Here is a 20,069-nt window from a genome sequence, read left to right as displayed (position 1 = left end):
ATGGTGGTTAAGCCAATTTTAATCGAAAATGCTGAACAATTAATCACCTTAAAGGGCCTTTCGGAAAAACCTGCTACTTATGAAAAAATGAGTGATCTTTCCATTATTGAAAATGGTGCCCTTTATATAGAGGATGACAAAATTATAGAGGTTGGGACAACTGAAGACTTACGTCACAAGTATTCATCCATTGGGATAGAGCGGATCGATGCATCGGGAAAAATTGTTCTCCCGGGATTCGTCGATCCCCATACTCACCTTGTGTTTAAAGGGAGTCGAGAAGAAGAATTTAATATGCGCTTAAAAGGTGCGACATATATGGAAATTATGAATGCGGGTGGGGGTATTCACTCGACTACATCTAAAACCCGAATAGCAACAGAAGAGGAGCTATTTTCTGAAAGTTTCCAACGCTTAGAGAAATTTCTTCTTCATGGAGTGACAACAGTTGAGGCAAAAAGCGGATATGGGATGGATTGGGAAACCGAACTAAAGCAATTACAAGTGGCAAGGCGATTAAACGATTCCCATCCGATTGATATCGTTCGAACCTTTATGGGTGCCCATGCTGTTCCGAAGGAGTATAGGGAAAATCCTGATGCTTTTGTAGACCATGTCATAAACGATATGCTCCCGAAGGTCGCCGAGCAGAATCTGGCAGAATTCAATGATGTTTTTTGTGAACGCGGCGTTTTTACTCCTGAACAATCCCGGCGTATTTTAGAGTCAGGCAAGCAATACGGCTTGATTCCGAAAATACACGCTGATGAAATAGAACCGTATGAAGGTGCCGAGTTAGCTGCGGAAGTTGGGGCCATTTCTGCGGACCATTTGCTAAAAGCATCTGAAAATGGCATTAAAGCAATGGCTGAAAAAGGGGTAGTCGGTGTACTGTTACCTGGAACGGCCTTCTTCTTAATGACCGAAGCAGCCAACGGACGAAAGATGATTGACTTAGGCTTGCCGATAGCGATTTCAACGGATTGTAATCCAGGTTCCTCACCGACTGTATCTACACCATTAATTATGAACCTAGCCTGTCTTCATATGGGTCTAACCCCTGCTGAAGTGATTACAGCAGCAACAATTAATGCCGCACACGCTATTAACCGTGCTAATCAAGTCGGAAGCTTGGAAACTGGAAAAAAAGCCGATGTAATCATTGCTAACGTGTCAAATTATATGAAATTACAATATCATTTTGGCATGAATCATACCGATACGGTTATAAAAAATGGCAAAATCGTTGTTCGGGGAGGTAAAAGATGTTAAATTTGCCGATCGAATTGCCTTCCTTTTTTTGGTCGCAAATGAAGGATGCTCAAGACCTTAAGGTAAAAGATTGGATTTATCAACGAAAAACAGGTGAAGATGAGACAATCTTAAAAAAGCATTGGGATATCGTTTTGATGGGGGCACCATTATCACGTTCTTCAATTAGTGCATCAGGGGCTTCCGAGTTTCCCGACCATTTTCGCAAATTATGGAAGGGCTTTATGACCTATAATATCGACACTGATCAGGATTTACGGGAAGTTAGCGTTTTGGATATTGGAGATATTGAAATGCATGTTACCGATATTTCGCGTTGCCATCTAAACATAAAGAATGCGATGAAGGGGATTGCTCATTACCTACCAAATTCTGTCCCGTTTACGATAGGAGGCGACCATTCCATCACCGCGATGCTTATTTCAGGATTGAAGGAAGCGGAGCCTGCTAGAAAAATTGGCATTTTACAGCTTGACACGCATTTGGATTTACGTGATTTAAAGGAGCAAGGACCTTCTAATGGAACTCCCATTCGTAATTTAATTGAAAATGGAGTTGTCGAAGGTAAAAACGTTTATAATATTGGTTTACACGGTTTTTTCAATGGTCCTTCGCTTATTCAATATGCAAAGGAACATGGAGTAAATTATATTACCCTTAAAGAAGCAAGGAAAAATGGGTTTATGGATACAATCGAGAAAGTTATCGAAGAACTTGAGTCAAAGGTCGACTCTATTTATTTGACCATCGATATGGATGTTTTAGATATTTCTTATGCACCTGGAGTCCCAGCCTCAACTCCGGGAGGAATGAGAACGGATGAACTATTTGAGGCGGTTTTTATGGCAGGAAAATCCACTAAAATTAGAGCAGTCGATATCGTCTGTTTAGATCCTAATCGAGATTTAGCAGCACTGCCAACCGTGAAGGCCGGTGTTCACACATTTTTATCTTATGTTTCAGGGTTTACTAATGATAACTAATTCTTTTTACGAATGTGGACTTGGGATTTTTCCCAAGTCTTTTATTGCATAAATCTAATCGTGGAAACAAATTCTTATTAAAGTAAGGAGGTAGGTATTGTGAAAAATAATAAAAATGATAAGCCGATGAAGCTTAGCTTTGAATCTGATGGAAAAATGGGGGGAAAAACAAATCCGAAAGAAAATAGCATAAAACCGAACGAATTTTTTAATACAACACAGAATAGTGAATAAAAACCAAAACCGGACAGAGCTATTGTCCGGCTTTGGTTTTTAAGAGAACGTACGATTTCTTGTTGTTAGAAGAAGCATGGTAAATGAGATAAGAATCATACATACGACGAGAATCCAAGCTTCTTTTGTTTTTCCCGATTCTAAAGCAACATAGATTGCGGTTGGTGCAGTTTGAGTTTTTCCCGGAATATTTCCAGCAAACATTAGTGTTGCACCAAATTCCCCAAGAGCCCTAGCAAAACTAAGAATAAATCCTGAAATCAGTGATTTATAGGATAAAGGTAAGGTTATTTTTAGAAACACAAGCCATTCACTTGCACCATCGACACGTGCTGCATCCTGAATTTGTTTATCAATTGACTGAAACCCGGTTTTTGCTGATTGGTACATAAGCGGAAAGGCGACAACTGAAGAGGCGATGACTGCTGCCCACCAGGTAAACATTAGACTTGACCGAAAGATCGTTTCAATGAAGGACCCGAGCCAGCTATTTCCTCCAAATAAAAATACTAATAAAAAGCCAATTACCGTTGGCGGAAGAACCAATGGTAGCAATATAACAGTTTCAATGATTACTTTTCCACGAAAGTATCCTTTTGTCATGATTTTTGCTATTAAGACACCGATGATCGACACAAAAATAACAGATATCAATGCTACCTGTAAGGATAATTTGATTGGAGCTAATAATTCAAAAATATTCACAACATCCATCCCATTTTTTCTTTATCTATAGAGAATTATAGCGAAAAACGGGAGAAACAAGAAGTAAATACTCTAGAAGGATACATATTTTTAATGGAAAAGGTCTGCACATCCGTACAGACCAGTAATATTATTGAAGACGACTTTCGACTGCCTGGCAAACCTCATCTGCGGTCATTCCACTTGCCTCGATGACAGAACCTTTTGTAAACGTATCACTCATTCCCATCATATTTGTATCTAGGCCAGTTACAACACAGCAGGAGCATTCTTTTGCATCCGACTCATTTTTGAGCTCAACTACATCATAGCCTTTTTCACGCAATGCTTGTTGAATATTTGTTAGAGATTGTTCAACACCAATTTTAGTCATAAAAAACACCTCCTCCAAAATTAAGTTTACCTTTTTGGATTAGAGTTATTCCCACCAATAAGGAATAAGGAAGAAAACTTTTTGAGACGCTATGTATATGGAGGTGTTATTATGGCAAAACGTAAAAAAGACCCATCGAAAGTTGGATTGAACTCACCACAAGTTGAAGGACAAGGAACTACTAATCGTGAAACAGGGAAAATGAAAATGGATTCAGCGAGGAAGAAACAGGACAAGAATTTATAAAAAATGGAGCCGAAATCTTTCGGCTCCAAATAGATTATGCGTACATCGCGGAAATTTGCTTTTGTAAATCAGCATTCTCTAAATATTCATCATAGGTCATTACTTTATCAACTAAGCCATTAGGTGTTATCTCGATAATACGATTCGCAATCGTTTGAACAAACTGATGGTCATGGGAAGCAAATAGTAATGAACCTTTGTAATTGATTAGACCGTCATTTAATGCGGTAATCGATTCTAAGTCTAAATGGTTAGTAGGTTCATCAAGGATCAACACATTTGAACCACTTAACATCATTTTCGAAAGCATACAGCGAACTTTTTCTCCACCCGAAAGGACGCTAGCTTTTTTCATGACTTCTTCACCAGAAAATAGCATTCTTCCTAAAAATCCGCGCAAGAAGCTTTCACTATCATCTTTCGGCGAAAATTGACGCAACCAATCAACTAAGTTTAAATCGGAATTCTCAAAGTACTGTGAATTATCTTTAGGAAAATAAGCCTGTGACGTGGTAATTCCCCATTTAAATGTACCGCTATCCGCTTCCATTTCACCCATTAAGATTTTAAATAATGTCGTTTTGGCAATTTCATTTTTACCAACAAATGCAATCTTATCGTCTTTATTCATGATAAAGCTAACATTATCTAATACTTTAACACCATCAATGGTTTTCGTAAGACCTTCGACTCGTAATAAATCATTTCCGATTTCACGTTCAATTGAAAAACCACAGTAAGGATATCTTCTTGATGAAGGACGAATATCATCTAAAGTGATTTTATCTAATAGCTTCTTTCTAGAAGTTGCTTGTTTAGATTTAGATGCATTTGCACTAAAGCGGGCAATAAACGCTTGTAGCTCTTTAATTTTTTCTTCCTTTTTCTTATTAGTATCTGAAACCATTTTTTGAGCAAGCTGGCTTGATTCGTACCAGAAATCGTAGTTACCAACGTAAATTTGAATTTTACTAAAATCTAAATCGGCGATATGTGTACATACTTTATTTAAAAAGTGACGGTCATGGGATACGACAATTACCGTGTTTTCGAAATTAATTAAAAATTCCTCCAACCATTGAATTGCTTTAATATCCAAGTGGTTCGTCGGCTCGTCTAAAAGCAGGACATCCGGTTTTCCAAATAAAGCTTGTGCCAGCAAGACTTTCACTTTTTCGCCACCTGTTAGATCGGCCATTAGTTTAGTGTGTAGTTCTTCACCAATACCTAAACCTTTTAACAGAATAGCAGCCTCAGATTCCGCTTCCCATCCATTTAAATCAGCGAATTCTCCTTCAAGCTCAGCCGCTTTCATACCATCCTCATCAGTAAAGTCCGCTTTCATATAGATTGCATCTTTTTCCTGCATGACCTCGTACAAGCGGGTATGTCCCATTATGACAACCTTTAAAACTTCAATATCTTCATATTCAAAATGATTTTGTTTTAATACAGCCATACGCTCATTTGGTCCCAAAGTAACAGTACCTGTTTGAGCTTCTATTTCACCTGAAAGAATTTTTAAAAAGGTTGATTTACCAGCGCCGTTTGCTCCAATTAATCCGTAACAGTTACCTGGAGAGAATTTAATATTAACATCCTCAAACAACTTGCGATCGCCATATCTTAAACTAACATTTTGTACCGTAATCATTTATAAAGCCTCCAAAAACCATAATTATCGTCAAAATTATAACATACATTAAAATAAATTCCTATTTTTTCGGGATAAAGAGGGAGAAAACCATAATTTTTTGATTTATTTAAAAATAAAATTAGGCAAATCTCACAAATTTCATTAAAAAAAAGGTATAATAAGGACAGTTGTTTTAGAGAAGGGGAAATTTACCATGTCCAAACCGAAATTAGTTGATTTTGTAAATAGGTTAACACAATCTGGAATAAAGGTAAGTCTCACAAAACCTAAATCCTACTATCATTTGTCAATCCTAACAAACCACTCTTGTAAAGTAGAAACCTTAATGAAATAAAAAGAGGTCATTAATGTAAAATGACCTCTTTTTTTTAATCAATATTTTTCATTATTTCATCAAATACTTCTTGTTTATTGAAATCTGTCCCCATCGGGAATTTTTCAATAAATTTATTGTTTTCATCTAATAAATACGTTAAGGATGTATGGATATAAAAGCCATCTCCTGGATCGCGATACTGAAACTGTAGTGCATCAGCAGCTGCGCGAATATTTTTATGACCTTCTTTTATGTCATTCTGTTGTCCCGTAAGAAATAGCCATTTACCATCATTATGAATTTCAAATTTGTCCATATATCCTTTTAAGACTTCAGGAGTGTCACGGTATGGATCAATGGTGATGGTGATAAATTCCACCTTATCTCCAAATACCCCGGCCTTTTCAAGGTCCTTTTTTAATAGATTCATTTTTTGAGTAGTGGTCGGACAAATATCAGGGCAAAAGGTATAAATGAATTCAATTAATTTGACCTTAGTATGATCTTCTCCAAAGCGGTATTCTTGACCATTTTGGTCTACCAACTTTGTATCCTCGGGTATTTGAGCATTAGCATCCCGAATCATAAAAAAAGAAACACCGGTAATGATTCCAAGTAAGACTAAGCCTGCACATATACTTATTACTTTCTTCATAATAAAAACCCCCTTATCCACTAAGATAAAGAAGTTGATGTGAAAATGAAATGGATAATTTGTGAACAAATATCCTTGTGGAATGAAATATTTGGCTTATTCAATGTTACAGTATGAAACCGGACAGTTTTCACAATCAATCGCTTTTTTTACGTAGTCAAGATTATGAATAATAATCGTTTTTCGCTCGATCGTAATAATCTTCTGTTTCCGCAATTCAGAAAGCATTCTACTGACACTTTCCCTCGCTGTCCCTGTAAAATTGGCTAAATCTTGATTGGTTAGAGGAACGGTAATGACAATATTACCATTTTGTTTTTGTCCATAACTATTACTTAATCGAATTAAGGTTGAGTATAGTGCTCCTTTGCGACCATGAAGTACTAGGTCACGAAACTTTGTTATTGTTTTACGGAAATGGTTATTCATCCATTTCATAAATTCATAGGCTAATTTTGTATTTTGTAACAGGGCCTTTTCTAAAGATTCTATATTTAGTGCGGCTACTTTACCGTCCTCCAAAGCCAACACATTAAATATATATCTTGGATTATGAGTGAAAAGGGTAAGCTCACCAACAATATCGTTCCTCTTACATAGGCGAAGACTTAATTCTCTGCCTTCAGCATTCATTTTAAAAACTTGAAATCTTCCTTCTAAGATAATAAACAACTCCGCGGCTGGCTGACCTTCCCGAAAAAGAAAATCGCCCTTTTTTATGTCCATTTCTCTTTCTGCTGAATTTAGCAATTCGTTTATTTCAGCTGAAAAAGGAGAAGCAAGCTGTAACGGTTCCAAATTAATCACCCTATCCTTGCGTGTATATTTTAAATTTAATGAAATTCCAATAATCTGGTCAATGAAGGTTCTGTGACATTTGTAACTTTTCTATAAAAGTGACAAAGATATGAACGAATTGGTTATTATACACATAATTTTCACAAGATTTTGTACAAATTGTTAAATGTGGAAATAGTCACAGAATTGGTTTTATAGAAAATTCTAGGATGAAGATAAGTAAAAAGTTATCGTTTCCTAGGGGGAAGAGGTATGGATTTAACAAGGAGATCATTATTAAAAGCCACTGCCATATCGTTAACAATGGCAGCGGCAGGGTGTAGTAAAAAGGAAAGCATACCCGCCGTAAGTGAAGCACCAAAAGTAAACACTGTAGAGCCTGAAGAATGGAAGGCAGCTGCCTGCCGTTTTTGCGGCACAGGTTGTGGGGTTTTAGTTGGAGTAAAAAATGGAAAGGTTATTGCGACAAAGGGAGACCCTGATAACCGTTCAAGCAAAGGGTTAAACTGTATCAAAGGATTTTATGTTGGCAAAATTCTTTTTGGTGAGGACCGCTTAACGAAGCCATTGATTCGTGTGGATAAATCGAAAAAAGGAACAATGGAAGGGTTTAAAGAAGCATCATGGGAAGAGGCACTTGATTTAATCGCGAAAAACTTAAACGAAAACTACAATAAGAATCCTCAATCGATTGCCTTTTGGGGTTCTGGGCAACAAACCATTGCTGATGGCTATGCCTCCGTTAAGCTTTGGAAGGTGGGTTTACAATCTAATAATATCGACCCAAACGCGCGACTTTGTATGGCAAGTGCAGTAACCGGATTTATGTCAACCTTCCAATCGGATGAACCAATGGGGTCATACCGAGACTTGGATGAAGCGGATGTATATGTGACTTGGGGGGCAAATATGGCTGAAATGCACCCGGTATTATTTTCAAGAATCACAGCCCGGAAATTAAGCACTCCTGGGGTAAAGTTCTATGATTTGACAACTAGAATGTCAAGAACGTCTGAAATGGCAGATATTATGATGGTTTTCCGACCACAAACGGATTTAGCAATCGCCAATGCCATTGCTAATTATCTCATTCAAAATGAAAAGTATGATAAAAAGTTTGTTGAGGAACATCTTCAATTTAAGGCTGGTACTGAAAACTTAGGTCATTCTTATGAGGATGGTTATGATAAATCGGAAGTTGGATTAGTTGCTGACAAGGACTGGAATATTACTTTTGAAGAATATAAGGAAATGGTAAAGCCATATACCTTTGAATATGTATCAAAGCTTTCCAATGTTCCTGTAGCGGATTTAGAGGCACTTGCCAAAGAATTTGCCGACCCGAAAAAGAAAATTGTTTCACTTTGGACAATGGGGATGAATCAGCATACTCGTGGAACATGGATAAATAATCTAGTTTACAATATTCATCTTTTAACAGGAAAAATTAGCAAGCCGGGAAGTGGTCCATTTTCATTAACAGGACAGCCTAGTGCTTGTGGTACTGCTCGTGAAGTAGGGGTATTTTCCCATCGATTACCGGCAGATTTAGTTGTGAAAAATCCAGAACATCGTAGATACGCCGAGTTAATTTGGGATCTTCCTAAAGGTTATTTAGATGCAATTGAGAATCCGGGGTTCCATACTGTAAAAATGTTCAGAGAGTTAGGAAACGGGAATGTCAAGTTTCTTTGGAGTATGTCCAATAACTGGGGACAAACGATGCCAAAATTAAACCGTTTTAGAGGCCGTGATGAGAACGGAAAAGGTGTTTTGGATGCTTTTATCGTGGTATCCGAAGTGTATCCAACGAGATCTACCGAAATGGCTGATGTTGTTTTACCTGCAGCGATGTGGATAGAACGTGAAGGACAATTTGGTAATGCAGAACGCCGGACAAATATCTGGAGGAAAGCAGTCGAAGCTCCAGGGGAAGCAAAGTATGATATTTGGGCGATTGTTCAAGTGGCTAAACGTGTACTTGAAGGAAAGAAAATCGGTGATAAACCGGCTTTTGATCTTATATTTGGAAATGTTTGGGATTATGATAAAAATGATTTGCTTGAGGATGAGTATGAAGTAAACAAACGTTTATTTGAAGAGTACCGTTTGTTTACAAATCCACATAAGAGTGACAAAAAAGAAATTCAAGAAATGGGTAAAAAGTTAAAGATGAAAGCGAAGCAACTGGCTCCTTATGATGAGTACATTAAGCAGCATGGCATCGCTTGGCCAGTTCGTGAAGTAAAAGGTGAATGGGTTGAAACCAACTGGCGTTATGCAAATGGAAAACAAGAGGATGGTTTTGATCAATACGGTATTGAAGAATTTGGAAGTGCCGGAAAGTATGATGATATCGATTTCTATAAGTCTACCGATCATCGTCCATCTGTTATTTTCCGTCCGTTTGAAGATGCAGCAGAAACTCCCGACGACGAATATCCATTCTGGTTATGTACAGGACGCGTTCTTGAACATTGGCATAGTGGTTCCATGACTAGAAGAGTTCCTGAGCTTCATCGAGCTGTACCTGAGGCGCTATGTGAAATTCATCCAGAAGATGCAACAAGCTTGGGAATCAAGAATGGAGATATGGTTAAGGTCGTTTCCCGCCGTGGGGAAGTGGCAGTAAAAGCTACGACAAATGGAAGAGGAAAACCTCCTAAAGGACTAATCTATGTTCCTTTCTTTGCCGAAGAGACGTTAATAAATTTAGTTACACTAGATTGTTACTGTCCAATTTCTAAACAGCCGGACTATAAAAAATGTGCTGTCAAAATTGAGAAGGCATAGGAGGGGATCACAATGAAGGCGAAAGAACTCATTTTCCTGGTATCTTTTGTAATTGTTTTACTAGCGGCTCTTGGCATTGCAAAATTAACCGAACCCACATCTGAAAAGGTAAGTTCGGTAGCAAATAGCACTCAAGTTCAACCAATAGTTGTGACACAGCTTGAAGAAGAAGGCCGTGAAAAGGCCGCGACAATGGTTTTAGTGGGGGCACCGCCTATGCAGCCGGCGGACCATATTGATCGATGGAATCCTAAACTTCATCAAGATAGCTGTATGGCTTGTCACAGCAAACCGGAAACAGGCGCACCAACACCACCTGCGAACCATTTTTATAATGATAATACAAAAGATAAAGTGTTCCGTGATAACTGCCAGCAATGTCACGCTACACAGAATGATACAAAAACTGCGTTCAATAGCAAGTAAAGTAAAATAATGAGAAAGAGGGACATGGGTTATGAAAAAACCATCGTTCCTCTTAGTTCATTTTCATTGGAGGAATCATCGATGGTCATATCAGGAATGTATATCGAAACCTTAGAGGGTACAGCTAAGAAAGTAGCTGAACAAATAGCTAATGTTGAGGGTGTTGAGGTCCATCATATTGAAGACAAATTGAATAAAATTATTATCACCTTAGAGGCGGAAACCGTCGATCGAAGCTATAAGATATCAGATACGTTCAAACTAATTGATGGGGTTCTCTCCACTTGTTTAGTTTACACCAATTTTGAAGAAGATTCTTTTTACCTGAAGGCAGCTGATGCTAAATGACCGAGGAATTGAACCGAAGAGGTTATTTAAAACTAAACTGGAAGGGTAGTATCGGATTTCTAAGCCAAGCATTGGCGCCACAATTTGAGCAAGAAAAAGAATGCTTTAGACCTCCGGGAGCCGGGACTGAGTTGGATTTTTTAACTTCATGTACCCGTTGTGGAAAATGTAAAGATGTCTGTCCAGAAGGAATCATTAAACTTTTTCCCTCCCAGGCTGGGGCAAAAATGATGAATACACCTTATTTAGATCCCAATCAATCCCCATGCTCCTTTTGTCTAGAATGCATTGATTCATGTCCAACAGATGCCCTGCTTTTATCTCATTACACAACAAATCCACCTATTGGAAAGGCTAAAATCCGCCTCAATGCTTGTATCGCATATCAAAATGTCATGTGTGATTATTGTGTTAGGGCCTGTCCAGCAGAAGGAGTAATGAAACTAGTAAACGGTAAACCTGTTGTAGACGAGGAATATTGTATTGGCTGCGGTGCATGCGTTTCCCAATGTATTACTGACTTTAAAGGAATTTGGGTACATTTAGATTATTAGAATATGTATAGTAGTATATTGACAGGATTTTGCAAAAAAAGTATTATTAGGATGAATCTTAATTGTAAGGGAGTATGTTGTATGTTAGGTGTCGTTCTTAACTAACCGTTAATTTAATACGGACATTCCAAGTATAGGCTTCGGGACAATGACCGAGGTTTAGTTTCCTATTGCTTTGGAATGATTGTTAAGAACTATGTCATAGCAGACAATATCATTTTTACTTAAGCTGTAGCTTTGCTCATTTTAGGCATGGCTTAAATTTTTGTATAAATGTTTATTTGCATGTTTCCAGTAATAACTACAGGGGTGACCTGTCTTTATTTCGGGCCTTAATGACGTTTGTTCATTAAGGCCCTTTTTGCATTGGAAAGGATAGTCCATATTGAATCGGTTAGTAATCATTTAAATCCTGTGTAGAAAAATTGAACCATAAAAGGAGTTAGAGACATTGATTAATCAAGCATTTGAAATTTTAGAATTTAATCGGATTAAGGAATTGGTAGCGGACTTTTGTTTAACTCAAGAAGGTAAAAGTGTGATTTTTAATCTTAAACCATCCACAAATAAGCGACAAATCGAAGCATGGTTAAGTGAGCTTAACGAAGCAGTAGAGATTTTGAAAATGAGCAGTAGTGTTCCTGTACATGGACTTGAAGGAATGGAGCAAATTTTAAAAGGATTAAATAAAGGTATTTCTCTAAAAACGGATCAGTTATCAAAGTTACTTCACTTTCTTGATAGTTGTGGAAAAATGCGGAGATTTATGAAGGATAAAGAGTATGTGGCGCCAGTTGTATCCATGTATATACACTCTATTTCTGAACTTCCTTTTTTGACAGAAGAAATACAAAGATGTATCCGTAATGGTGGAATTGATGATTATGCAAGCAAGGAGTTATTAAAGGTACGAAAACAAAAGGCTATATTAGAGGAGCGTTTAAAGGAAAAAATATTACAAATCTTAAAGTCTTCAAAGTACAAGGCCTTTCTACAAGAAGCAGTTGTAAGTCAAAGGGAAGGCCGGTTTGTCATCCCGATTAAAAAGGAGTACCGAAATAAAGTAAAAGGAAATGTCATCGATACTTCTTCATCAGGTTCTACGATATTTTTGGAACCGGAGGAGTTAGCGATCGGTCAGGAACAATTAAACTGGGTCCTTCTAGAAGAAGAGCAGGAAGTTGAAAAAATTCTCTATTATTTAACCGGTTTAGTGGAAAGTCACGAATCAGAAATTCGTTTGGCGATGGAGACGATGATTCATTACGACTTTTTATTCGCGAAAGCTAAATATAGTCGTGCTATTGAAGGGGTACCAGCTGAAGTAAATGAAGAACATCATATTTTCCTTAAGAACGCCAAACATCCATTATTGGGCAAAAATGCGGTGCCTTTGAATGTAGAGTTAGGGAATGGCTGTCATTCATTAGTTATCACTGGGCCAAATACAGGAGGTAAAACAGTCACCATTAAAACCGTCGGATTACTAACGTTAATGTTTCAATCTGGTCTTCATTTACCTGTGGAGTTGGGTTCGAAAATGAGTATTTTTCATCATGTGCTTGTAGATATAGGTGATGGGCAAAGTATCGAACAGAATTTAAGTACATTTAGTTCGAGGATTGTCAACATCGTCGAAATTCTAAAACTTGCCAATGATCGCTCACTTGTCTTATTGGATGAACTCGGTTCAGGTACAGACCCAGGTGAAGGAATGGGGTTAGCAACGGCTATTTTAGAGCAGTTATATTTAAAAGGATGTACCATTTTTGCAACGACTCATTATAGTGAAATTAAAGAGTTTGCTCATCAACATGAAGGATTTATTAACGGTTCGATGGAGTTTGACTTAGAAACATTAAGACCAACTTATCGGTTGATTATTGGTAGAGGTGGAGAAAGTCAAGCGTTTGCCATTGCCTTAAAGCTCGGTTTGCATCCTCAAATTATCGAAAAAGCTCATATGATAACCTATAAAGAGGAAAAGCGATATTCATTTGATGTTGATACACCAAAAATTAAACTGGAGCTAGATAAACAGATTATTGTTAATCGTCATCAAAGTCGGGTGAAGATGTCGAAAGAACCGGTTATTTCTTCTGTATTTTCGATGGGGGATAATGTCAAAGTAAGTCCAACAAAGGAAATTGGAATTGTCTATAAGGGTCCGGATTCACTTGGCAACTATATTGTTCAAATAAAAGGAAAGAAACTAGAAATTAATCATAAACGGCTACAATTATATATCTCGAGGGATGAATTATATCCGGCAGATTATGATTTTGATATTATTTTTGACACGAAAGAAAATCGCAAAATAAAAAAGCAACTTGGGAAAAGGCACGTTGAAGGGCTATCAGCGGAGTATAAAGAGGAATAAGAAATAAACAAGGTAGGTTCTACTTACCTTGTTTATTTTTTTGATTCAGATATTGTTGAGCCAAAAGTGCCTTTACTTCGTTATATGATAATCCAGATTTGGCATTTAATCTTTTAACTTCTTCAATATCTGTTCCAGCAATAGTCTTTTTATTTACCATAAAGCAACCCCTTCTTAATTATTTTGTTAAAAAGTACAAAATGAGGTAATACTAAGAAAAAGGAGGCGATTGTCATTTTTTTCGGAAAGAAGTCCCTAGAAGAAAAGGAACAAATGGTCTACGAAACAACTGATGTTTATGCTTGTTCTGATGAACATTGCAAAGGTTGGATGCGAAAGGATTATGCTACAGATGATTTATTATGTCCTATTTGTGGCAATGAAACAAATCATGAATTGAGAGAGTTACCGAAAATTTAATCTGACCCATAAAAATGGGTCAGACCATACTCTATAGATTTTCGTTTTGCTGTTTAATTTCTTCACCAGTCAAAATCGCATTTGCCAACTCTAATTCTTTATGAGCATCAACTGAGTCTCCAGGTATGTTTTTGGAAATTGCAACTGCTTCACCAGATTGCACGGTTACTGCTTCTCTTTTGGGACTATTGGTAAGGTATTTATTCTGTTTATTCATGACATCCACTCCTTAACCTTAAGGTTTTACTGATTGGTGCGCAAATATTCAAAGGTTCATTTATGGGAAAAAATTCACAACTCTGTCACATTTTTACCGTTTAGATAGAAATTAACGTGTTATAATATGGGTGTAAAGAAAAAATTTAACATCTTTGGAGGCTCAACCATTCGGTGTTCGTTCCGTAATAACGTGAACGATGACAAATGAATAGCTCTTAAAAAACGCTCAGGGAATGAGCGAGAAAAATCGAGTCTTTTGGTAAGATTCAATGAAAAGTTTTGTTTCCGATTGATTAAAATAAACAATACGGAACAAACACAAACACATATTGGGAATGTAAGGATTCCAATATTTATGGTTGGGTCTCCAAAGATGTTAATAAAAAAACTCACTGGAAAACTTTCCAGTGAGTTTTTTTATTATTCTTGTTTCTTCGACAGACAGCGATCACATTCTAATAGATATGATTCTGCTTGTTCTTGAATGTGTTGACCACATTCAGCGCATACCTTTTTTGGCAAGTTTCTAAAAAATTCAACTGGACTTTGTAACATTCCTATCACCTCTTTATTACAACAGTTTATTTATGTTCATTTTGTTATAGTACAGTATAATCTGAAATTATCATTTTGTGTATGCTTTTTTTAATTTTTTAGAAAATGGACAAAATAATTAATAATACCATAAAGACTAAATTGGCGAAATGTAGATTCGGGGGAAAAATATGAACATTTTTAGACAATTTACTTCTTTCCTATACGGATTATTTTTATTACAATTAGACTAGAAGATTTATATTAATGGGAGGTAGATCCCTTTACATGATCATTTCAACTTTAACATCCAATCCCGCAATTATTTTAATTGCTGTGCTTTTAACCATAATGTCAACCTACACAGCATTGGATTTATTCACTTTAGTTATTTCATCCAATCGGAATAAACAGTTCCTATTTTTAGGGGGCACATTTTCATTTGGTATAGGTATTTGGGTAATGAACTTACTTGGAATGTTCGCCATTGATATGGTACAGCCCATATCTTATGATGTTTCCTTTATTTTATTATCAATGGTTTTAGGTATATCATTTACCGGCTTGGCTTTTCTTGCATTAATTGGAAAACTATTTAAAGCGACTCAACAATTAATAACTGCAAGTTTTTTTCTAACTGCTGCCGTTTTTAGCGTTCATATTCTTGGCATGTACGGTATGAATATGAATATCAATTACAATATTGGGATTTTACTTGTCTCACTGGTCTTAATATTCGTCTCCTTTTTATTTTCTTTATGGATAATGTTTTCGTCGCGAATAATTTCTAAGAGCAATCAATTATGGTTAAAACCTATCAGTTCCTTCATTATAACTGGTGCGATTGTAGAAGGACATTTCTTGTTAATTAGGGCATCTAATTTTTCTCAACAAAATTTTCAAGCAGGAACAAATTCACATGAAATGACGATCCTATATATTTTTCTTATTGCTGCACTAATTATTCTTTTTAGTTTAATTGGAACTAGCGCTATTATTAGTAAAAGACTAGCCCATAGTGATTCATACCTAAAGGATAGTAATGCGGCCCTTGACGCCTCTTCCATCGTTGCGATTACTGACGAAAAGGGAAATATCACGTATGTGAATCAAAAGTTTATCGATATTTCCGGCTATGAGGAGCATGAATTAATTGGTAAGAATCATAATATCGTTAATTCTGGTTATCATTCTACTGAATTTTTTAAAAACCTGTGGAAGACGATTGGTCGTGGCGAGATTTGGAAGGGAGAAATCCGAAACCGTGCCAAAGATGGGTCTATTTATTGGGTTGCTACAACCATTGTTCCGTTTTTAAATGATAAAGGTAAGCCATATCAATATGTTTCAATAAGAAGTGATATCACTAACCGGAAACTTGCTGAAGAGAATTTTGCAAACTCATTAAAGGAAATAAAGGATATTAAATTTGCCCTTGATCAATCGTCGATTGTTGCGATTACCGATCAAAGAGGAATCATTACTTATGTAAATGAAAAGTTCTGTGAAATATCCAAATATAGTGAAGAAGAGCTTCTCGGTAAGGATCATCGAATCTTAAATTCTGGACATCACTCTAAAGTATTTTTCCAAGAATTATGGCGAACAATTGGCTCCGGAAATGTGTGGAAGGGTGAGATTTGCAACCGTGCCAAAGATGGTTCAAAGTATTGGGTAGATACGACGATTGTTCCATTCTTAAACGAAAATGGAAAACCATATCAATATATTGCCATTCGGTCAGATATAACTGCCCGGAAGAAGACAAAGGAACAGCTAAAAGAATCATTAAAAGAAATTAGTGATTTTAAATTTGCTCTAGACCAATCGGCCATTGTTGCAATCACTGATGAAAAAGGGATTATTACGAAAGTAAATGATAATTTCTGTGAGATTTCCAAATATAGTCAGGATGAATTAATAGGTCAAGATCATCGCATATTAAATTCTGGAACCCATTCTAAAGCATTCTTTAAAGAATTATGGAAAACCATTGGCGGTGGTGAAGTTTGGAAGGGTGAAATTCAAAATCGTGCTAAGGATGGAACTTTATATTGGGTTGATACAACGATTGTTCCGTTTCTGAATGAAAATGGCAAGCCATACCAATATATTTCTATTCGAAATGATATCACGGAACGGAAACGAACAGAGGAAATCATACATCGTCAAGATAAGTTAGCAGCAGTAGGTCAGTTAGCAGCGGGAGTAGCTCATGAGATTCGCAATCCTCTCACATCGATGAGAGGATATACCGAGTTTTTAAGCTTGGATGAAACCGATCCACAACGTAAAGAGTTCTTGGATATTATCTTGGATGAAATTGAAAGAGTAAATACAATTGTAGAAGAGTTTATGGTACTTGCAAAACCAAAAGCGATAGAGTTAGAAGAAAAAAATATTATTCCGATCATTACAAATGTTGTATCGTTACTTGAGTTTGAGGCGCGCAAAAAGAATGTTCGTTTGCATTTAGAGTGCCAGGATGAAATTATTCAGGTTGAATGTGATGAAAACAGACTAAAACAGGTGTTTTTAAACTTTATTAAAAATGGAATTGAGGCCATGCCGAATGGCGGTGATTTAATTGTTCGTACTTCAATCAATAATCATAATGTCCAGATTTCCATTCAAGATACCGGAATCGGAATTTCGGAGGAAAAGTTAAAAAAACTTGGTGAGCCGTTCTTCACAACAAAGAAAAACGGTAATGGACTTGGTTTAATGGTGAGCTTTAAAATTATTGAAAGCCATAACGGTCGAGTGTATGTTGAAAGTGAGTTGAATAAAGGAACCACCTTCAATATTTATTTACCCGCTAAAATTGCATAATAATTACTCTAACAGGGAATTTTATTATCCCTGTTTTTTTTTTGTCTAATAAATTTTTTGAAAAAATATAAAAAATTCATAAAAAGTTCAACAAACTTTTCCGATTATAGACTAATATGTTAGTAGGGATAATTTTTTTATTATTGCAGGTTTTTACTTAGGGAGGAGAGTTTAAGTGGAAGCAGCGAAGCATGTCAAAACGGTCTGCGGTTATTGCGGAACCGGATGTGGCCTAGTTCTCGAAGTAAATAATAACCGGATTACGAAAATTCGTGGGGATAAAGATGCTCCGGTTAATAACGGACAAACATGTGTAAAAGGTGCATTTGCGTATGAATATGTACATGCAAATGAGAGATTAACACATCCGCTTATTCGTAAAGCTGGACAGCTTGTACAGGCAACATGGGATGAAGCGTATGACTATATTTCAGAAAAATTAACATCCATTAAAACTACCTATGGCACAGATGCAATTGCTTTATTTGCTTGTGCAAGAAGCACTAATGAATCCAACTATGTGACCCAAAAATTTATGCGTACGGTGATTGGCAACAACCATATTGATGGTTGTAACCGAACCTGACACGCCCCGAGTGTTGCCGGTCTGGCAACTATGTTTGGAAGCGGTTTCCCTACCAATACGTTAGATGATTTTTACGAAGCAAAAGTATTACTATTAATGGGTTCAAATACAACCGAAGCCCATCCAATTATTGCAAACCGCATGAAAAAGGCTGCAAAACAAGGATTAAAGATCATTGTCGTGGACCCACGTAAAATTGACATGGCCAAAGTAGCCCATCGTCATCTGCAAATTGAAGTCGGGTCTGATATCGCTTTGATCAATGCCTTCATCCATGTCATTATTAAAGAAAAACTGTACGATCCTAATTTTATCAAACAATTTACCGTTGATTTTGATGCATTAGAAAAACAGGTGGAAAGATATACACCAGAGTTTTCTGCAAAGATTACAGGGTTATCCCCGGAAGAAATTGTAGAGACAGCTAGGGAGTACGCGACCTCAGGAAGTTCAATGATTGCTTATACATTGGGAATAACGGAACATCATTGCGGAGTAAACAATGTTTTTGATATTGCAAACTTAGCCCTTTTAACAGGTAATATCGGTAAAAAAGGAACGGGAATCATGCCCCTTCGTGGACAAAATAATGTTCAGGGTGCGGGAGATATGGGTTGCCTGCCGAATCAATTAACAGGGGCTAAAAGTATTTTAGATGATGAATATCGTGGCCGTTTTGAAAGTGAATGGGGTGTAAAAATTCCAACTAGAGTTGGTGATACGCAAACCAGAACGTTTGAAAAGATGGAAAACGGTGAAGTGAAAGCGCTTTATTGTATTGGTGAAAATCCAATTCTTGCTGATGTGAACATGAATCATACGCGGCAGATTTTCCAAAATTTAGAGCTCTTAATCGTTCAAGATATTTTCCTAACTGATACCGCAGAAATTGCTGATGTTGTTTTACCTGCGATGTCTTGGGGGGAAGTAGAGGGAACTTACACAAATACAGACCGTCGTATTCAGAGGGTGCGTAAAGCAGTTGAACCACATCCAGGAATTAAAGAAGACTGGGAAATTCTCTGTGAACTAGCGACACGCATGGGCTATCCTATGAGTTACAACAACAGTGAAGAAATTTGGAATGAGGTTAGAAAACTTGCTCACGAAATGTATGGTGGGATATCGTATGAACGATTGGAAACGGAATATAGTATTCATTATCCTTGTCCAACTGAAGATCATCCGGGTACATTAGTCATGCATGAAAAATTCCATCAAGCCAATAATCCGACAGGCTGGAAGTCTAAGTTTGTTCCAGTTACTTATACAGAACCAGTTGAACTGCCTGATGAAGATTATCCTTTTGTGTTAACGACCGGTAGACGCTATGAGTCATACAATACTCATTTCCAAACAAGATACTATGCTCCTGGGGTGAAAATTAAGCAAACCGAAGAAACGGTCGATATCCATCCTGAAGACGCTGCACGTCTTGGTATTGAAGATGGAAGTTTAGTAGAGGTTTCTTCAAGACGAGGTTCATTAAAAGTGAAGGCAAAAGTCACGGAACAGGTAGCAAAAGGGCTTGTGTTTATGAGTTTCCACTGGAGAGAAGTTCCAACAAATGTTCTTACCATAAACGAATTTGACCCAATTTCAGGGACGGCTGAATTTAAAGCTTGCGCAGTCAATATCGCCTTAGCCTAAACAGCAAAGGGTTCTCCACTAATTGTGGGGGACCTTTTTATTTATTTTAAAAATCCTCACCCATTTTTATTTTTGAATCGTCTAATGT

General features: G+C 36.9%; 20 protein-coding genes. 12 read left to right on the top strand and 8 right to left on the bottom strand.

Annotation, left to right across the window (positions count from 1 at the left end; translation table 11 throughout):
- The 3 genes from hutI (at position 1) to ACX9YW_RS01840 (ending at position 2,489) form a co-directional block, all read left to right on the top strand.
- A complete protein-coding gene (gene hutI, locus ACX9YW_RS01850; RefSeq protein WP_460340861.1) occupies positions 1 to 1,272 on the top strand; it encodes an imidazolonepropionase in 1,272 nt (423 codons plus the stop codon).
- Positions 1,266 to 2,255, top strand: coding sequence for an agmatinase family protein (locus tag ACX9YW_RS01845; protein WP_460340859.1), 990 nt, complete (start codon positions 1,266 to 1,268; stop codon positions 2,253 to 2,255). The genes hutI and ACX9YW_RS01845 overlap by 7 nt, the downstream gene beginning before the upstream one ends.
- A 99-nt stretch (positions 2,256 to 2,354) precedes the next feature.
- The gene (locus tag ACX9YW_RS01840; RefSeq protein ID WP_460340857.1) at positions 2,355 to 2,489 is read left to right on the top strand and encodes a hypothetical protein; all 135 of its coding nucleotides are present in this window, start codon (positions 2,355 to 2,357) and stop codon (positions 2,487 to 2,489) included.
- 39 nt (positions 2,490 to 2,528) lie between these two features.
- On the opposite strand, the gene modB is transcribed toward ACX9YW_RS01840, so the two are convergent.
- Positions 2,529 to 3,194 carry a molybdate ABC transporter permease subunit gene (gene modB / locus ACX9YW_RS01835; protein WP_460340855.1) on the bottom strand — a complete coding sequence of 222 codons (666 nt, stop codon included), beginning with the start codon at positions 3,192 to 3,194 and terminating at the stop codon, positions 2,529 to 2,531.
- Positions 3,195 to 3,324: 130 nt separating this feature from the next.
- Positions 3,325 to 3,567, bottom strand: a complete 243-nt coding sequence (locus tag ACX9YW_RS01830; protein WP_460340853.1) for a YkuS family protein — start codon at positions 3,565 to 3,567, stop codon at positions 3,325 to 3,327.
- 111 nt (positions 3,568 to 3,678) lie between these two features.
- Between ACX9YW_RS01830 and ACX9YW_RS01825 the strand changes: the two genes are divergently transcribed.
- Positions 3,679 to 3,813, top strand: coding sequence for a YuzL family protein (locus ACX9YW_RS01825; protein ID WP_460340851.1), 135 nt, complete (start codon positions 3,679 to 3,681; stop codon positions 3,811 to 3,813).
- 34 nt (positions 3,814 to 3,847) lie between these two features.
- Here the strand turns inward: ACX9YW_RS01825 and ACX9YW_RS01820 are convergent, their stop codons facing one another.
- From ACX9YW_RS01820 to ACX9YW_RS01810, 3 genes are all read right to left on the bottom strand, one after another.
- Complete coding sequence (locus ACX9YW_RS01820; RefSeq protein WP_460340850.1) at positions 3,848 to 5,467, bottom strand: ABC-F family ATP-binding cassette domain-containing protein; 1,620 nt, start codon at positions 5,465 to 5,467, stop codon at positions 3,848 to 3,850.
- A 371-nt stretch (positions 5,468 to 5,838) separates the two neighbouring features.
- Positions 5,839 to 6,441 (bottom strand): SCO family protein, encoded by a 603-nt coding sequence (locus ACX9YW_RS01815; RefSeq protein WP_460340848.1) that lies wholly within the window; start codon positions 6,439 to 6,441, stop codon positions 5,839 to 5,841.
- Between the two features lie 96 nt (positions 6,442 to 6,537).
- Positions 6,538 to 7,239, bottom strand: coding sequence for a Crp/Fnr family transcriptional regulator (locus tag ACX9YW_RS01810; protein ID WP_460340846.1), 702 nt, complete (start codon positions 7,237 to 7,239; stop codon positions 6,538 to 6,540).
- Between the two features lie 252 nt (positions 7,240 to 7,491).
- Between ACX9YW_RS01810 and napA the strand changes: the two genes are divergently transcribed.
- The 5 genes from napA (at position 7,492) to ACX9YW_RS01785 (ending at position 13,740) form a co-directional block, all read left to right on the top strand.
- Positions 7,492 to 10,032, top strand: coding sequence for a nitrate reductase catalytic subunit NapA (gene napA, locus ACX9YW_RS01805; RefSeq protein WP_460340844.1), 2,541 nt, complete (start codon positions 7,492 to 7,494; stop codon positions 10,030 to 10,032).
- Between the two features lie 12 nt (positions 10,033 to 10,044).
- Positions 10,045 to 10,458 (top strand): nitrate reductase cytochrome c-type subunit, encoded by a 414-nt coding sequence (locus tag ACX9YW_RS01800; protein ID WP_460340842.1) that lies wholly within the window; start codon positions 10,045 to 10,047, stop codon positions 10,456 to 10,458.
- Positions 10,459 to 10,539: 81 nt separating this feature from the next.
- Positions 10,540 to 10,806: a chaperone NapD gene (locus ACX9YW_RS01795; protein ID WP_460340840.1), complete on the top strand. Its 267-nt coding sequence runs from the start codon at positions 10,540 to 10,542 to the stop codon at positions 10,804 to 10,806.
- Positions 10,803 to 11,360 (top strand): 4Fe-4S dicluster domain-containing protein, encoded by a 558-nt coding sequence (locus ACX9YW_RS01790; protein ID WP_460340838.1) that lies wholly within the window; start codon positions 10,803 to 10,805, stop codon positions 11,358 to 11,360. The genes ACX9YW_RS01795 and ACX9YW_RS01790 overlap by 4 nt, the downstream gene beginning before the upstream one ends.
- 451 nt (positions 11,361 to 11,811) lie before the next feature.
- Positions 11,812 to 13,740 (top strand): endonuclease MutS2, encoded by a 1,929-nt coding sequence (locus tag ACX9YW_RS01785; RefSeq protein ID WP_460340836.1) that lies wholly within the window; start codon positions 11,812 to 11,814, stop codon positions 13,738 to 13,740.
- 19 nt (positions 13,741 to 13,759) lie between these two features.
- On the opposite strand, the gene ACX9YW_RS01780 is transcribed toward ACX9YW_RS01785, so the two are convergent.
- On the bottom strand, positions 13,760 to 13,900 hold the full coding sequence (locus tag ACX9YW_RS01780; RefSeq protein WP_460340834.1) for a hypothetical protein: 141 nt from the start codon (positions 13,898 to 13,900) through the stop codon (positions 13,760 to 13,762).
- A 113-nt stretch (positions 13,901 to 14,013) separates the two neighbouring features.
- On the opposite strand from ACX9YW_RS01780, the gene ACX9YW_RS01775 reads away from it, so the two are divergent.
- Positions 14,014 to 14,160 carry a cold-inducible protein YdjO-related protein gene (locus ACX9YW_RS01775; protein ID WP_495994432.1) on the top strand — a complete coding sequence of 49 codons (147 nt, stop codon included), beginning with the start codon at positions 14,014 to 14,016 and terminating at the stop codon, positions 14,158 to 14,160.
- A gap of 31 nt (positions 14,161 to 14,191) precedes the next feature.
- Here the strand turns inward: ACX9YW_RS01775 and ACX9YW_RS01770 are convergent, their stop codons facing one another.
- Together ACX9YW_RS01770 and yhfH are read right to left on the bottom strand one after the other, a co-directional pair.
- Complete coding sequence (locus tag ACX9YW_RS01770) at positions 14,192 to 14,377, bottom strand: hypothetical protein (RefSeq protein WP_460340832.1); 186 nt, start codon at positions 14,375 to 14,377, stop codon at positions 14,192 to 14,194.
- A 422-nt stretch (positions 14,378 to 14,799) separates the two neighbouring features.
- A complete protein-coding gene (gene yhfH / locus ACX9YW_RS01765) occupies positions 14,800 to 14,934 on the bottom strand; it encodes a protein YhfH (protein WP_460340830.1) in 135 nt (44 codons plus the stop codon).
- Positions 14,935 to 15,201: 267 nt separating this feature from the next.
- Here yhfH and ACX9YW_RS01760 point away from each other — a divergent pair, with 267 nt between their 5' ends.
- Positions 15,202 to 17,745: a PAS domain S-box protein gene (locus tag ACX9YW_RS01760; protein ID WP_460340828.1), complete on the top strand. Its 2,544-nt coding sequence runs from the start codon at positions 15,202 to 15,204 to the stop codon at positions 17,743 to 17,745.
- 175 nt (positions 17,746 to 17,920) lie between these two features.
- The gene (gene fdhF / locus ACX9YW_RS01755; protein ID WP_460340826.1) at positions 17,921 to 19,981 is read left to right on the top strand and encodes a formate dehydrogenase subunit alpha; all 2,061 of its coding nucleotides are present in this window, start codon (positions 17,921 to 17,923) and stop codon (positions 19,979 to 19,981) included.
- Positions 19,982 to 20,069: the final 88 nt, after the last annotated feature.

Source organism: Pseudoneobacillus rhizolycopersici (assembly GCF_054786815.1).
This window is presented reverse-complemented; position numbering and strand designations above follow the sequence as displayed.